Origin of the sequence: Pseudoalteromonas sp. APC 3224 (assembly GCF_030407535.1) — a bacterium.
Classification (GTDB): domain Bacteria; phylum Pseudomonadota; class Gammaproteobacteria; order Enterobacterales; family Alteromonadaceae; genus Pseudoalteromonas.
Genome location: NZ_JASDDF010000008.1, coordinates 65,529 through 81,580 on the forward strand (window position 1 = coordinate 65,529; position 16,052 = coordinate 81,580).

Annotated in this window: 13 protein-coding genes; all 13 read right to left on the reverse strand. The window is 37.7% G+C overall.

The window, feature by feature from the left end; genetic code table 11:
* Positions 1–2: 2 nt before the first annotated feature.
* The 13 genes from QL989_RS05940 to QL989_RS06000 all read right to left on the reverse strand — a co-directional run bounded on the left by QL989_RS05940 (position 3) and on the right by QL989_RS06000 (position 16,033).
* Positions 3–797: a glycosyltransferase gene (locus QL989_RS05940; protein WP_138609457.1), complete on the reverse strand. Its 795-nt coding sequence runs from the start codon at positions 795–797 to the stop codon at positions 3–5.
* Between the two features lie 69 nt (positions 798–866).
* Entirely contained in the window at positions 867–1,940 is a 1,074-nt protein-coding gene (locus QL989_RS05945; RefSeq protein WP_290169003.1) for an EpsG family protein, read from the reverse strand.
* 13 nt (positions 1,941–1,953) lie between these two features.
* Positions 1,954–2,694: a hypothetical protein gene (locus tag QL989_RS05950; protein ID WP_138609453.1), complete on the reverse strand. Its 741-nt coding sequence runs from the start codon at positions 2,692–2,694 to the stop codon at positions 1,954–1,956.
* A gap of 531 nt (positions 2,695–3,225) precedes the next feature.
* On the reverse strand, positions 3,226–4,638 hold the full coding sequence (locus tag QL989_RS05955; protein WP_290169006.1) for an oligosaccharide flippase family protein: 1,413 nt from the start codon (positions 4,636–4,638) through the stop codon (positions 3,226–3,228).
* A 51-nt stretch (positions 4,639–4,689) separates the two neighbouring features.
* Complete coding sequence (locus tag QL989_RS05960) at positions 4,690–5,820, reverse strand: TDP-N-acetylfucosamine:lipid II N-acetylfucosaminyltransferase (RefSeq protein ID WP_290169008.1); 1,131 nt, start codon at positions 5,818–5,820, stop codon at positions 4,690–4,692.
* 259 nt (positions 5,821–6,079) lie between these two features.
* Positions 6,080–6,640 (reverse strand): acyltransferase, encoded by a 561-nt coding sequence (locus tag QL989_RS05965; RefSeq protein ID WP_290169010.1) that lies wholly within the window; start codon positions 6,638–6,640, stop codon positions 6,080–6,082.
* A complete protein-coding gene (locus QL989_RS05970) occupies positions 6,640–7,731 on the reverse strand; it encodes a DegT/DnrJ/EryC1/StrS family aminotransferase (RefSeq protein WP_138607398.1) in 1,092 nt (363 codons plus the stop codon). The genes QL989_RS05965 and QL989_RS05970 overlap by 1 nt, the downstream gene beginning before the upstream one ends.
* A 2-nt stretch (positions 7,732–7,733) precedes the next feature.
* Positions 7,734–8,609, reverse strand: a complete 876-nt coding sequence (gene rfbA / locus QL989_RS05975) for a glucose-1-phosphate thymidylyltransferase RfbA (RefSeq protein WP_138607396.1) — start codon at positions 8,607–8,609, stop codon at positions 7,734–7,736.
* 226 nt (positions 8,610–8,835) lie between these two features.
* Entirely contained in the window at positions 8,836–9,192 is a 357-nt protein-coding gene (locus QL989_RS05980; protein WP_138607394.1) for a four helix bundle protein, read from the reverse strand.
* 275 nt (positions 9,193–9,467) lie between these two features.
* Positions 9,468–10,646: a dTDP-glucose 4,6-dehydratase gene (locus QL989_RS05985; protein WP_290169014.1), complete on the reverse strand. Its 1,179-nt coding sequence runs from the start codon at positions 10,644–10,646 to the stop codon at positions 9,468–9,470.
* Positions 10,647–10,726: 80 nt separating this feature from the next.
* On the reverse strand, positions 10,727–11,701 hold the full coding sequence (locus QL989_RS05990) for a Wzz/FepE/Etk N-terminal domain-containing protein (RefSeq protein ID WP_290169017.1): 975 nt from the start codon (positions 11,699–11,701) through the stop codon (positions 10,727–10,729).
* Positions 11,702–11,946: 245 nt separating this feature from the next.
* Complete coding sequence (locus QL989_RS05995; protein WP_290169019.1) at positions 11,947–13,068, reverse strand: hypothetical protein; 1,122 nt, start codon at positions 13,066–13,068, stop codon at positions 11,947–11,949.
* Between the two features lie 904 nt (positions 13,069–13,972).
* Entirely contained in the window at positions 13,973–16,033 is a 2,061-nt protein-coding gene (locus tag QL989_RS06000; RefSeq protein ID WP_290169021.1) for a secretin N-terminal domain-containing protein, read from the reverse strand.
* Positions 16,034–16,052: the final 19 nt, after the last annotated feature.

The window sequence follows — 16,052 nt, forward strand, 5'->3', positions numbered from 1 at the left end:
AATTATTTTAGTTTAAAGAAACCTTTAACCGAAAAAACTAAAGCTGAAAAAAAATCGGTGAACCGGACTTCTTTTTTTATTAACCTTTTAACATAAAAAGCAAACAATAAAGGGGCGCCAAAAAGCCCAAATACTCTACGAAAAATAGCCCCTTTAGCACTATTAGCTAAATCATTACTAAAGTCCCCACCAGAAGTAATTTCTCGATGAATCGATGTAATTATAGGCACAAAGCATCCTTTACCTCCCTTATTCAAAATATCAGCAAGAAAAATATTTTCTTCACCTGACTTATGAGTAGCTCCGAGGCCAAACCGAGTATCAAAGGCAACACCTTTATTAATGACGTTATCTCGTTTGATAAAAATCTCAATTGAGCTAACTCTCATAATGCTCATTCGATTATGAACAAACTCAGAAAGTGAATACTTCTTACGAACTTGTGTCTCATCCATTGCATATTTGGTTGTAATGAAGTCATCTTCGCTGTTTTCTAACCTATCAAAGGCTTTAATTACCCCCTCAGGAGTTACCTCAATATCATCATCCGTTAACCAAATTAAATCAGCATCAGATGAAAGAACACCTAACATGCGGCTTCTAGCTAAACCCCGATCTGAAGAGTAAATAATTGAATAAGCTTGTTCGCACTTATTATCAAAACTCTGATGCGCCACTTCAAAAAGCTGACAAACAATAGTTGAGCGAATATTTGTTTTTAAGTAACAATCCTCAGCTAAAGAGACTGCTTTTTCTAGCTGGCTATATACTGTTGATATAACTAATTCTTTTTTCATTTTTAATTTCATACTTATTAAAAATAAGGCTAATTTTAATGTTTTCGACTAGTACCACTAGTGACCACATTAAAAATAAAATTTACCTAAAATGTTGTAAGGAGTGTATTGCTCTGAATTAGTCATAGTAAAAACAAAAAACATAACAATTAGCGATAACAATAATAAATATAGGGGCTTACCTATTCCTTTGAATATTCGCATTAAATAAGTAAGCAATACAATATTAGAAATGTTAAATATAATCACAAATCTGTCACTTAAGTCTTCAAATTGTAACAGTAGAATGCTAAATATTAAGCCTATAAAGCTTAAATTAAAAAATACATGGTAATATTCAAAACGCTTTGCAAGTCGATCATAAAAGTATAATAAAGCAAAAAACATCAATGGTTTCTCAACAAATGAGAACGAGAATGGCTTAGCCTCACCAGAGGCAACATACGACTTAAAAGCGAAAAAGATGACGTTAGAGCTAGGTAACGAATCAGCAATAATTTTTATTATATTTATACTTTGTAAGAGCACAGCACTGGCTAATATAAATAAAAATGTACGCGCTCTAAATTGCTTATGTACAAAGAAATATAAAGGCAGTACCACAATAAGACTAACGTGAAATGTAATAGCCAGCGCATTTAATAGATAATAATAAATTGCGTTTCTGGATTTTATATACTGAATGGAATATAAAAAAATTGCGACAGCAATACCTTGGCGCAAAAATATCATATTGAACTGAAAGTACCCATACCTCATGTACAATAACAAAGAAAGGATCGTCATTGGGGTATAAATAGAAGCACTTTTATACGTTACACCGATTGTCACCAGCGCGGTAAAAACTAAGAAAAAGTTAAAATCGTCAAAAATAGAGTGAATTATAAAGTTATATAGTAAATAACCCTTTTCCAAGCGTGCATTATTTGCAAAATAGGCAAATAGATTAGAGAGGTGCTCCGGCGCATCATAAAAAACCTGATGGTATACCTCCCAATCAGGCTTAGCCCCCACTTCATGCCTTAAACCAGCAAATAAAGCGAGCGTAACCACAACTAAATATCCAATAAAGCTGTAGTCACGTTTAGTTACCGACAAGTATGAAAAAAGAGCAACGATACTCGTAAGAATAAGGTAAATCATTTAAATCGAGCCACTATTTATCTAGCTCAAGCTCTGAAATTAACTTCTCATATAATGAATGTTTATCAAACACTGTATTTTTATCTAAGCCATCTCTTCTTAGCTGCTCATTCCACAAGTGCAACGCTTTGGCACCACTGAGATCAACATCATGCTCACAAGGGAAAAAAATCTGCTTCCAATCATTAGAGCCAACCGGGTAATAACACTCAATAGGGGCAGCATAATTTAACAGGTTATCTTTTTTTACAAAACCAGTTAATGCCTTAGGACCTGTGACTCCCCATGGTAAATAAGAAAAGTCAGAACGCCCCCATGTTCTACCAATAAGCTTTCTAATTAAAAACTTAAACGTATCCCAGCGAGTAAATACAAACGGGTTGTTACAGTACTTGCTTAAATTAGCGAATAATTTATTGCCCGCTTTTTTAGTACCGATCACTGCATTATTGATATAACTTTCATTTTCAAAGCCATAATCAAGGTCGTTTTCAATATAGAATGGAGATAAACAAATTACATCCATGTCTACCCAGTAGGTGTTGCTGCACTTTGAGAGCATTTCGTAACGAAAATGATTAGCAAACCCAGCGTAGCTACCTTTACCTTTTCCGGTTACTGAACCATATGTAAAAATCTTTTCTTTAGGTAATATTAGGTTAGCATCAAGTACTTCAACACCCTCAGGTATATTCAATACTTCATCATAAGTATATAGGTACACTTTATGGCCTGCGCGTAAAAAAGAGGTCAAACACACTCTTTCCAGTCTAGATAAAGCCCCACCTATCCATAATGATCTAATTTCTGCTAGCATTTATTTTTACCTATTTTCATATATTGGTTCCTTGGTCCACAGTTTAATCTAACTTAAAAACACTAAACCCTTTAACATCCGCGTCATTATCTCGTATAAAAGTACGCTCTTCAATAAACTTAACCACTAACATTAGAAGCCAGTGACGTAGTTTGGGTCTGTTGACCTTTCAAGGTTACATTTGCAGCAGTCTGCTTGGTATTTAGGCAAGGCAGAGCCTATGTGGTGTGGTTGTTCCCCATAAATAGGCGATAACACAGCATCAATGCCAAACAGGCGCTGCCCGAAGGGTTCAGCCTAGGGGCAATTAACTCTTTGTTACTCGGTTTTTACTGAGTCCACTAGGTTACAAACCTCGCGCCGCGATTAAACTGCCCCTAGATTGAACAAATTTCAATCCGCAAAGGTAAATAGAACCTTGTATTTACAAACATATAAATTGATTTAAATGTACAAGGTAAATAAAACCTACTGACTCATTTTACGACATATAAAAGATTTAATTTCCCAAAGCTCACTTCTAAAAAAAAGTAATACACTTAGTAATATAACAAACCAAAACAACATAAACTGAATACTAAACATTTGTGCATATAAACTATTTAAAACAGCGCCAAACACTAATACTGTAGAATACAAATACATGCTTTTTCGTGGTATTGGTCGCCAAACATAAATAGCAAACTCAGTTCTCATAATGAAGAAAACCCAAAAGGATACACAGGTGCTCACAGCAGCTCCTGCAGCACCATAAATAGGAATGAGCCACCAGTTACCTAACAAATTAATCACAAACGCAATACATGCCGCCAGCATTGCAAAACCAGAGCGACGCGTTACCCCAATACCTACTACCGTTGTCTCCGATAACGTATAGAGTAATGGGTATCCTAAGCACGAAAGTAAAATCCATTGAACGGGTTTATAAGCATCAGGAAGAATATAAGTAACTATCCATGAAAGCAGTCCCGACAGACTAAACAGCACAATTACAGCTAATAAGACAAAGCGATTTACCTTCGCTATTTTATCAAGGTTCTCGCCTTTTGCAGCCCACTTATAAACAGTCGGAGCCCACACAGTTGAAAAAATACTTTGAAAAATAGTTGCTGACGCAGCAAAGCTTACCGCCACAGAATACAAACCGAGTTGCTCAAAGTTAGATAACTCCTTCAATAATATCTTATCGGTTGCCGTTAACCCCCAAAAAGCCAAGCCTCCAAAAATAAGTGGCATGCCAAACCTCAACAACTGCATCAAATAAGCATAATTTACTTTTTCAGAAATTCCCTTGAGCCACTCATCACGGGTATTCCAAACAAAAATTACACAAACAAATAAAATAGCCGAAACATTAGCTAACAGTAAGTTTGTAATTGTGTTATTAACCGATAAAACAACGTAGCTACCGATAATGATAATCAGTAATAATTTTGGCAGCACTTGACTCATTGAAAAGGCTAATCCCTTTTCATTCATGCGTAAAATAAGTGATAAAAACCGCGAAATAAAACTCGACAAAATAACCAAAGCAACTAGCAAGCTTAAAAACTGACTATCTATATCAAACAGCCAACTAGAGATAATATTATCCATGCTCAGCAATACACTAAGTGTCAGTGTTAATAATACTAAGCCTGGTAAAATAGCCACTTTAAATAAGGCGGGTTTGCTTTTTGTCTCGTGAAACTCCCTTACGTAAGCTTGATCTAATCCCAAGCTAAACAGCAAAGTGCTAAAGCTTATCACTACATTAAGCATGGCTAAACGGCCAATGTCTTGTTGTGAAAAAATCCATGTGATGACAGGCAGGGTTATAAAACTAAGAAGTGCTCCTCCTAACGGCCCTAAGGCAAACGCTGCGATTTTTTTAGGAGTCATAACCAACCTTTACTATAATGTTTGCCATTAAATAAGCCAAATCGACATTGTTTATAATGCGCACTCAACCAACTTCTTTGTTTTATCAATAATTGAAGCTCTTCCCCAGATCTCAAATAAACGCTGTTGGTTATTTAAAATCTGCTCAGGTGTTAGTTCAGCTAAAAAGTCTGCAGAGCTAATCTCTTCTAAGCAAAACACAAAAAAGCCATGTTCTTTTAAAAATGAATACAACAGATTGCTCTTATCTAGGTACACTTTTGCGCCTAAATTTAGTAACACAATAATGTTACCCACACCTTGTTGCCTTTTATGCGGCATAACAACACACGAACATGATGAAATAAGTTGAGTGTAATCATCAAATGGCATAAAACTGTCAAGCGCTAAAACATCTCCAGGAAAATGCTTATGGGCATACTCTTTTATAAAAGCGCCATAATTTTTATTACCGTAGCTCAAAGGTATAATGAGTTTTGATAAAGGCGCATCAATCTGCGATAGCAAATCAATGCCATCTAGATGATTACAAGAAAGCGTTGCGCTGTTGCCTAATAATATGTTTTTTCCACAAAGTTCACTGCTACCCTCTTTTGCCCAGTTATCCTGCATGGTTCCATAATTCCAATCCATCAGTTTTGGTTTGTGCTTTGTGGGCCATTTAATAGCTTTATACTCGTTTGTTAATACAGGACAAAATATATCAATTCGCTGCATCATTTTTATTTTTTGTTTTTTTAAGCGATATTGTAAAAATATCAAACGCTTAATTATTCCTTTAAATTCAGCTATAAACCCCTTAACCGGCTTTATGGCTTTATCATTCATGATCTGCTGAGTTTTATCACTAAACATCTCGTATTCATTATCAAAAATAAAATCATAATAGTCATAACCAAAACCCAACCAAATGACTTTAATATTTTTAGGAATATTCACTTTATATACAAATAAAGAATGAAACACGACAACATCTACATCAGTCCAAAATTCACTTTTTCGCGACGCTTTATCCAAAGTTTGTTTATTAATTATTTTTTTATTGTCAAACTTAACATGTTTAATCGTATTGTGTTTTTGTACAAGTAATAGGCTGTTTTTTTTAGGGTAAGCCATTTCAAAAGCATTTAAGCCCATATCAATAAACTTTTCATCTGCCGACAAATGCAATATTTTTTTCATACTTCCTAGGTTCTATTGATCGTTCAAGGTTAAATTCACAGCCGTCAGATTGGCATTTGTGTGGTTATTCCCCATAAATAGGCGATAACGCTATAGTTAATAACAAACAGGCGCTGCCCGAAGGGTTCTCCCTAGGAGTTATTTACTCTTTGTTGCCTACATGAATGTGGATAAGAGGCGAGAGCAAAACACAAAACTTTACCCAGCTTTACTTAGCCCAGCGACTTGTAACACTCGCACCATTAAATGAACCCCGCACCTAACTGCTTGGTACATTCTTTTCTAAGTTCAACAACTTCGTTTTTCTCTTTTTAATGACTTTGGCAGGGCACCCTGCAACAATATCAAAATCATTCACACTGTTAGCAACTAAAGACAGCGCTCCAACAGCAGCTCCTTCTCCAAGAGTAACTCCTGGTAAAATAACGCTGCCTGAACCAACAATGACATGCTTGCCTAAAAAAACAGGTGATTTTTCTACATTAGTTAATTGCTCTGGCACCATAGGGTTTGTCATAAACTCGCCGCTATAATCATCACTTGCACTATAAATAGAGACTCGTGATGAAATGTTACAAAAATCACTCAGCGTAATTTTTTCTGCACCAATCAAGGTGCTAAAAACGGCAATATGAATATAGTTGCCAATATCTATTCCACCTGCTCCCGCGGATAAAACAACAAAGTCGTCTATTCTTACATTATCGCCAATCGCAATACCTTGAGCACCATAAATACTGGCTTTATCCGATATTCGTACATTTTTGCCGATTGATTTAAAGCCCACCTCTTTAAGTTGCTGCTCAGATAAAATAGCCACTATGTTGGCTCCTTTATTATTTTTTTAAGCAGTTGCGTAACTACAAGTACATCATCAACACTCATATGCGCATGTAAAGGTAGACAAATGGCTCCCTTAGAGATTTTTTGGCTGTTCTTGCAGCCAAAGCTCTTTTGGTCGCTATAAGCTAAATCTAGGGAGGGTGTAAAATATCGTCGACTCTGAATATCATGCGCTGCGAGAGTTTCAATAACGCGCTTTTGCAATTGCTCATCTGCAATATAAATTGGCATGTAGGCACCATTTATACTTGCTTGCGATAGCCACTTAGGGAGAGTTAAGTAATCTTTTAATTCATCGCAATACAAAGTAAATAACGTAGCTCTATGTGCAATTATTTCATCTATATCATCAAGCAATGTTAAGCCTACAGCGCATTGGTACTCATTTAACTTTGCGTTTATGCCAGGCTCACCTAAAGTACCGCCGGCTTGTATGCCAAAATTAATAAGTTGTTTCGCCTTCTCATAATCTGCTTTATGTTTAAAAATAATAGCACCACCTTCAACAGTATGAAAAACCTTGGTAGCATGAAAACTTAATGTACTCGCATCGCCAAAACTTAATACCGATTGCTCACCCACTTTTACAGCAAATGCATGAGCGGCATCATAAACCACCTTTTTACCATGGCACTTTGCCACACGAGCAATCGCCTCAACATCACACGGATTGCCGTAAACATGTGTCGCTAAAACACCGTCATAGCTGCTGTTGTGTTCAAAAGCGTCATTGAGTGCATTAGGGCATAAGTTATAACTTTGCGAATCAATATCACTAAAGGCAACATCAATACCTTGCCATAGTAACGAACTGGTTGTGGCTACAAAGCTAAAGGGCGTTGTAATAGCTGATTGTATTCCTAATACTTTACAAGCGACTTGAATAGCTAACGTGCCATTAGACACCAACAACAGGTTTTCAACACCTAGGTAAGCTTCTAAGCGTTGTGTTAATTGCTGATGTAATGGGCCAAAATTGGTGTACCAACCGCTTTCATTTACCTGTTTTAAGTATTGAGTTAGCTTACTTAAATCTGGGCTAAGTGGTTTATTAAGTGCAATGCTCATAACTAGTCTTTTATAACGTCTATTAAATACTGTCCATAACCATTTTTTAATAATGGCTGTGCTAAGTCGATTACTTGTTGTTCGGTTAACCACTTATTGCGAAATGCAATCTCTTCTAAACACGCTACTTTATAGCCTTGGCGCTTTTCAATGGTTTCAACAAATTGTGCTGCTTCAAGTAAGCTCTCATGTGTTCCTGTATCTAGCCAAGCAAAACCGCGGCCTAGCATTTCAATATTTAACTTATTTTTTTGTAAGTAAAGCTCATTGAGGCAAGTAATTTCGAGCTCCCCCCGCACTGATGGCTTAACTTGTTTCGCAAGCTCTACAACCGAGTTATCATAAAAGTACAACCCTGTTACCGCATAATGCGACTTTGGCTTAATGGGTTTTTCTTCTATTGAGATTACTTTTTGGTTTTCATCAAACTCAACAACACCAAAGCGCTCAGGATCTTTTACTTGATAACCAAAAACAGTGGCTCCGTTACCATTTTTCGCATTTTCAACAGCATGCTTAAGTTTTGGAGAAAAGCCTTGGCCATAAAAAATATTATCACCAAGCACTAAGCACACATCATCATTATCAATAAACTCTTCGCCCAAAATAAAGGCTTGTGCCAAACCATCTGGACTTGGTTGTACCGTATAAGTAAGTTCAACACCATAACGCGAGCCATCGCCTAATAAGCGTTTAAATGAGTCACTATCTTCAGGTGTCGTAATAATAAGTATTTCTCGTATACCAGCTAGCATTAAAACCGATAACGGATAATAAACCATTGGTTTATCATATATTGGTAGTAACTGCTTAGACACCCCCATAGTAATAGGGTAAAGCCTAGTCCCACTGCCACCGGCTAAAATAATTCCTTTCATAGTGTTTCACCTGTAAAGCGTAAAGTGTTAGGTGTTGTTAAGTGTGAAGTGCTAAGTGCTAGGTGTGAAGCGTTTTTATTCTTCCCACTTCTCTCGTCGCTCTTCAACTTAGAGTGTGAAGTGTTAGGTGTGAAGCGTAAAGTGTTTACACTCTTACTACTTCCCTCTTCACTTTTAGCATCTCTCTCTTCGCTCTTCACACTCAATACCTTACAATTAATTATCATTATTCTTTCCTTGCTTTTAGGCTGTTAATTAAACCACCCAATTGAGCAAAAATGTTTTCTATTAATTCTGAAGTTTCTTTATTCAATGGTGCAAACCCTAAACGATTCGCTATTTTCAGTTGGGTTTGTACTTCACTTAATGACCCTCTAGCAATGTATAAAAAGCGAATAAAGTCGGCATCACTTCCCCTTGCCGCCCCTTCTGCTATATTGCTAGGCACGGATACAGCAGCTCTGCGCAGCTGGTTAATTAAACCAAATCTTTCATCACTTGGATAGCTAGCTGTTTCTCTATAAGTTACTTCAACTAAATCCATACTAAATTGCCAAGCTCTTAAGTTTTCGTGATTGCGCATAGTTCCTCCCTTCACTTTTGATTCTGAGGTGCGAAGTGTGAGGTGTTAAATGCGGTTTTACCCTTCCCACTTCACTCTTCACATTGTGTGAAGTGTGAAGTGTTAGGTGTGAAGTGTGGTGGTTTTACCCTTCCCCCTTCACTCTTAACCCTTAACCCTTAACCCTTAACATTGTGTGAAGTGTAAAGTGTTAGGTGTGAAGTGTGGTGGTTTTACCCTTCCCACTTCATTCTTCACTCTTCACTCTTCATTCTTCACTCTTCACTCTTCACTCTTCACTCTTCACTCTTAACCCCTAAACGCTCTCGCTGATAGTTACCACTTTGTACATTTTCACACCATGCTTGATTATCTAGGTACCACTGAACGGTTTTACGAAGCCCAGTTTCAAAGGTTTCAATGGGATTCCAGTTGAGCTCTTTACTCATTTTCGATGCATCGATAGCATAGCGCCTATCGTGTCCAGGACGATCAGCTACATACGTAATAAGAGAAGAGTAAGTTGTTAGGGGCGCTCCATCTTTACACTTCACACCTCTCGCTTCACTCGGTACTAACTCATCGAGTATTTCACAAATAGTGGTAACCACTTCAAGGTTAGTTTTCTCATTATGACCACCAATATTATACGTTTGCCCAACTTCCCCTTGGGTTGCAACATTAAATAAAGCACGGGCGTGATCTTCAACATATAACCAGTCTCGAATCTGAGAACCATCACCATAAATAGGTAATGACTTACCCTCTAACGCGTTTAAAATAACGAGTGGTATTAGCTTTTCAGGAAAATGGAATGGGCCATAATTATTAGAACAGTTAGTAATAACAACGGGTAAACCATAAGTACGCTGCCATGCCCTTACCAAATGATCAGAGCCCGCTTTACTGGCAGAATATGGGCTACTTGGTGCATAGGCTGTTTGCTCAGTAAATAAAGGTAAATTATGTGAAGTGTTAGGTGTTAAGTGTGAGGTGTTTTCACTCTTCACACTTTCCGCTTCACTCTTTCCATCGTTCACATCATCAGGATGGGGTAAATCACCATACACCTCATCAGTAGAGATGTGATGAAACCTAAACGACTGCTTTTGCGTTTCTGGTAATGTATTCCAGTAGTCTTTTGCTGCCTCTAGAAGCGTATATGTACCAACAATATTAGTTTTAATAAACTCACCAGGGCCATCAATCGAGCGGTCAACATGAGACTCAGCGGCAAGGTGCATTATAATATCTGGCTTATGGGTATTCAGAATTGCATCAACATGTGCGCGTTCGCAAATATCGGCCTGAACAAAAGTGTAACGCTCAGAGCTGTCAATACTTTTTAAAGACTGAAGGTTACCTGCATAAGTGAGTTTATCTAAGTTAATAACTTTATGAGGCGTCTCGTTTATTAAAAAACGGACAACAGCACTGCCAATAAATCCAGCGCCACCGGTAACAAGTATCTTCATTTTTAACCTTTATACTATTATAAATACCCAATGCACCACTTAAAAAGCGCATTATTTAAATCATATACCACTCGCTTAAATTAAACTTTATGCGTGTTTCTTAAAAAGTTTCGAGTGAGTACAACAACAACGCCGAACATTATGCCAAGTAATAACCCTAACACCGCTATTAATGCACGTTTAGGCTTATACTTTTCTTCTGAGGCAATAGCAGGGTCAATCGTTTTAAATACATATTCTGTTCGAACGTTAGCAAACATAATGGTTTTTGCTTGTTCTTCTACTAGCCCATAAAGTACTGCTCTGATATCGGCTATTTTGGTTTGCTCTATTTGTTCTGATAAATATTTAATACTTTTATCTGCCTCAAGCACATCCCGTTCTTTCATTGTTTGGTTAATATCTGCAATTAACCAATCAACCCATTGCTTTGCAACGTGTGGCGATAAGTGCTCAACAGAAAGCGTTACCATACCAGTATCTTTATCTGATGTTGTCGCCACTATTTCTTTAAATTTTTTATATGCTTCTTGCATTGAGGGCTCAGGTTTAAATGGAGGCTCTACTTCACGCACCCATTTTTTTTCGCTTGGTAAGTATATTTCTTCATCATAGGTAAGCGTATTTGTTTCTCTTTCCCACGTTTTGGCAGCCATTAACTCGGGTAATACTCGATGCTGCTGAATAAAGTAACTTATAAATTTACGTGAATTAAGCACCTCAAGCGCGAGTTGTGTTTTATCAATTTCGCCCCCAGCACCTAAATTAACCCCCGCTAAACTCGCTAACCCACCAAATTGACCCGACAGTGCCCCTAATCCACCTGACTGTCCTTGCTCTGCGGGTGCTAATAATGCCTGAGACTGATATATGTTAGGCTGATAAAGTGCAAAAGCTACCCCCGCTACTGTAAAACACGCGGTAATAACCATAATAAGAATTTTACTTTTCCATAAAATCAAAAAAAACGCATACAAGTCAATTTCGTCATCCGTTAAATCTTGCGTTGCAATACGCTGATTAGCTTGCGGTGCCTTTTTTAAATTATTATCCATATAATGAAATCTCACAAAACAAAACAGTGGCGCAGTGTAGCAAACAACGCAGAGGTTGTGAATTTTCAATTGTAGAGGTAACTGTAAATTTAGAATGGTGAATGGTGAATGGTGAATGGTGAATGGTGAATGGTGAATGGTGAATATTAATTAAAAGTTTAGTGTTAGACTAAATATTTAAAATTAAACATAAAAAAAGCGAGCCTAAGCTCGCTTTTTATTAATTAGCTTTTGCTAAATCGATATTAGTAAGTTAATACGCGATCTTGTGAAGCTTTGTGGTAGTAAACACCTTTAACACCAATGTTACCTGATGGAGCGTTAACAACTACGTTTACGTGTGCGTTACCTTTAACACCTGATTCAGCAGCAAAAGCAGCAACTTCAGCGCTGATGTCTGTTACTGAGTTAGCAGTTGCAGCTTGAGCAAGCTCTTTAGAGTAAGTCATGCCACCAGCTTTAAGCGTTACAGTGATAGCACCTTCAACAGAACCACGGTTAGCAACAGTGATAGACTGTGCGTATTGTGAACCGAAAGGCATAAGTTCGATGTCATCTGTAGAACCGTCTAAAGTCCAAGAACCAGCAGAAGCTGTAGCAAGGGTAATTGTAGTTGTAGCATCTGCAACTGATGAATCAACTGTAAACGACTGAGGAGCTGTAATTACTGATCCACCGTTTGTTTGACCAACAACATTGAACTGAACTGTAGAAGTTGCTGCAGGTAATGTAGCATCCTTAATAGTTAATGTAGTTAGGCCAGCATCAACTGAAAGTACAGGAGAGCCGAAACCAGTTGTAGTTAAAGCATTTGCAAGTTCAGCAGCTTCAACAACACCATCAGCATCACCACCATTAGCAGCTAGATCGTAATCCGCAAGGTAAGAGAAGTTACCTTTAATTACATGCTCTTCTTTAGTAAGAGTAAGTGCGTCTACTGCAGTTGAGTCATTTGTTGCAGCTAGAGTAAGAGTATCGTTAAGGCCTGAAGAAAATTCCGCGCGACCTTTACCAGTAGCAACTACACCGTCAAGCTTAGTAACAGTATATTTTACTTGGTTAACATATTGAGCTACTTCAACAGCTTTAGAAGTGTCGTAGTTACCAATTAAAGGGTTAACTGAAATTGCTTTTGAAGCAAAAGTAACTTTTTGCTTGTCTGATGGAGTACCTGAAAGAAGGTCAAAACCAGCAATTGTTATATCATCAGCCTTAGCGTGGTCATTTTGTGATACACGGAAACGAGCCGTATTGCTATCTGAAAAATCTACGAAATCAAATACAGCTGGATTAGTACCTTGCGTAGAAACAGCTGTAGGTGTTGAAGTTGTATCAAATTTAGCACCGGCAACAGTAACAACTAACAAGTCATTTGTAATGTAATCGCTAGCTGGGTTTAAAGTAATAGTACCTAAGTCAGCTGCAGATACTTTACCTGCGTTTGCAGTAGTAGCATTACCTTCAATTGAGATATTGTTTACTGCAGAAACACTGATAGCACCTGCGTTAGCAACACCAGCAACACTAGCGCTAATAAAGTTTTTTTAAACATTTTTTATTCTCCGAGTTTCATGAAACAGGAACTTTCATTGTTCCCTATAAAAGTATATTGGCTGACCATGCACCGTAGGCCGTCACCTAAGTGACTACTAGTCATACCAAGAGTTAGTCTAAACATTGTTAGTTTATTGTCAAGCAATTAACTTATTTAAAACTAATGCATTTATGTTACCGCTTTATGACACTGCCAGCAAGGTTTTTAACACCTTTAAAATCAGCAGGTTAACAATTAACACAGTAGATATAAAATCAACTATTTATTATATAACATATACTTACAATTATAGGTACATGGATATACAAACATTAAACTATGCGCTGCAGTTTAATAACAACCATAAAAAAAACAATAATACTAAAGGATTGTTTTTCATAATTATTTACGCTTTTTTTACATAAATTAGAGTAAAAGCTTTAGTTTGGTTGTTAATGGTGAAGAGGGATGAGTAAAGGGTTAAGGGTGAAACACTGAAAAGTAAAGCGTGAAGCGAAAAGGGTTAAGAGTAAAAACCACATCTTACACCTCACACTCGAAAGTAAAGCCTGAAGCGCAAAGAGTGAAGGGTAAAACACCACACTTCACACCTCCCTCTTTACACTTAACAAAATGTTAAGGGTTAAGAGTAAAACACTGAAAAGTAAAGCGTGAAGGGGAAACACCACACTTTACACTTCACACCTCACACTCCACACCTCACCCTTCACGGCGTGTCACTTCTCCTCAACATCCGACAGCTTTAACTCGCTCATCCCTTGTTTAAATTGACTGTATACACTTTCCCACTCAGCGGTTGAATCTACAATACGTGGGGTCACCAAAACAACAAGTTCTGTTTTATTAGTATTATTATCAGTGCCATCAAATAAACGACCGAATATTGGTATACTTGAAAAAAACGGTACGCTGCGATCGCTTAAGGTGCTGTTTTCACTTATAAGCCCGCCTAACATTATAGTTTGACCATTACCGGCTATGACTTCGGTTTTTAAGCTACGCTCAAAAATAATCGGGTTGCCCTCAGCACCGCTGCTACTGGCTTGGTTGCTTATTTTTTGGGTTATCTCCATTAATACCACCCCTTGGGCATTTACCGTGGGGGTAACTTGTAAGTCTATACCGGTTTCTAGGTACTCTACCGAAGTGCGCGAGCCATTAACAGGATCGGTAATAATATCGCCCACAATAGGAATGCGGTTACCCACAGTAATACTTGCTTGTACGCCATCGCGCACAGCAAGGCTTGGGCGTGAAAGCACATTTACGTAGGTATCTTTTTGTAATAAATTAAACTCTAATTTACCTGCTGTACCACTTAACACATAGGAAAGCCCAGAGCCGCCATTTTCAAGATTGAATCCGCCCTGCTTACTAGCTCCCTGATTGGTAAGGGCAAACTCAACGCCTTGCTTAAACTCATCGGTAAGGGTGACCTCCGCTATCATCATTTCTAGCACAATTTGCTTTGGCATAATATCAAGGCGCTTGATCATGGGTAATAAATTGCGATAATCATCACCCGTGGTATAAAAAATTAACGCGTTTGAGCGCTCGTCAACCACCATTTTCATACCATCGGCATTTACCGATATATTACGCTTAACTTTGTTTGAGTTATTACTATTGACTTGGTTATTTTGGCTTGTAGCAGAGGTGCTGCTAGTTAATGCTTTTGAAGCACCGCCACCTAACAACATTTGTAAGCTTTCACCTAGATCGGTTGCTCTTGAAAACTCAGGGTTAAATACAAAATATTGCTCTTGATTACCATCTGCTGGTTGGTCAAGTTGTTTAGCCCAATAAAGTGTACGCTGTATAAAACGTTTATCGTTAGTAAAAAATACCATGGTATTAGTACGCTCTATAGGCACGATAGATACAGCTTGTTCACTTGATGCATTAATACTGACCGATATGCCCTCTTGCTTCATCAAATCTTGTAACTGTTTGCTAAGCTCCTCAACCTGGATAAAAGTAGATTTATACATGCCAATAGAGCGATTTCTAAATAATGGGCGATCAACTAATTGCATAAATTCAAGCGCCTTTATTATATCGCTGCGCTTGCCTTTAAACATAATTGCCTGTTGATCGAACATAGGTCGTGCATCAACTTTAGTTAATTGCTTTATAGTATTCGCTAATGAGGTTTGCATCCCGGCTTTAAAAGGAGCAAGCTGAACTATTTCATTCGAAGTATTGGGTACATCTTCAGGGTTGGCGCCATAACCATAAACCAAATTACTTGATACGCCGTCATCACTTTTATGAATGTAATAAATACCGTCTTGGTAGCGTATTAATATATTACGCTCTCGCAGTATTTGCTCACTTAGCGTAAATAGCTTACGTTTGGTGAGCTCGTCTTGCAGGTTCAGCGTTACCTTATCTTTTGAGTTATTAAGTTGCTCGCCTAAAATGTAATTTACATTAAGTAGCTCACCAAATACGTAATGTAGGTAGTCTTTTACTAATAAACTATCAGCGGTAAGCTTTACACGTTCGGTATTGCTAAACTGATCGGCTAAATTTGCCTGCTCGCTTTGGCTGGTTTTATTATTTGCCAATGGTTCTAAGTACGTTATGCCATGCTGTGCCGCGGTTTTGTTGTTGTCTGGATTTGTTGATTGCGGCTCTTCGTTTGCTTTTACGCTTACAGTAGTATTTTTTTGTAAATACGACGGCGTTGGCGACAAGCCATTATGAGTGGTGCTACAACCGGCCAATACGCCACTTGCCAATAAGCCTAAAATAAGTATTTTACTGTGTTTCATAGTGTTTCCGTGCCGTTTA

What these genes read in the sequence shown, in the direction of transcription:
- QL989_RS05990 (WP_290169017.1), bottom strand. Translation starts at nt 11,701, where the DNA reads ATGGATAATAATTTAAAAAAGGCACCGCAAGCTAATCAGCGTATTGCA.
- QL989_RS06000 (WP_290169021.1), bottom strand. Translation starts at nt 16,033, where the DNA reads ATGAAACACAGTAAAATACTTATTTTAGGCTTATTGGCAAGTGGCGTA.
- QL989_RS05945 (WP_290169003.1), bottom strand. Translation starts at nt 1,940, where the DNA reads ATGATTTACCTTATTCTTACGAGTATCGTTGCTCTTTTTTCATACTTG.
- QL989_RS05940 (WP_138609457.1), bottom strand. Translation starts at nt 797, where the DNA reads ATGAAAAAAGAATTAGTTATATCAACAGTATATAGCCAGCTAGAAAAA.
- QL989_RS05955 (WP_290169006.1), bottom strand. Translation starts at nt 4,638, where the DNA reads ATGACTCCTAAAAAAATCGCAGCGTTTGCCTTAGGGCCGTTAGGAGGA.
- QL989_RS05980 (WP_138607394.1), bottom strand. Translation starts at nt 9,192, where the DNA reads ATGCGCAATCACGAAAACTTAAGAGCTTGGCAATTTAGTATGGATTTA.
- QL989_RS05970 (WP_138607398.1), bottom strand. Translation starts at nt 7,731, where the DNA reads ATGAGCATTGCACTTAATAAACCACTTAGCCCAGATTTAAGTAAGCTA.
- rfbA (WP_138607396.1), bottom strand. Translation starts at nt 8,609, where the DNA reads ATGAAAGGAATTATTTTAGCCGGTGGCAGTGGGACTAGGCTTTACCCT.
- QL989_RS05960 (WP_290169008.1), bottom strand. Translation starts at nt 5,820, where the DNA reads ATGAAAAAAATATTGCATTTGTCGGCAGATGAAAAGTTTATTGATATG.
- QL989_RS05985 (WP_290169014.1), bottom strand. Translation starts at nt 10,646, where the DNA reads ATGAAGATACTTGTTACCGGTGGCGCTGGATTTATTGGCAGTGCTGTT.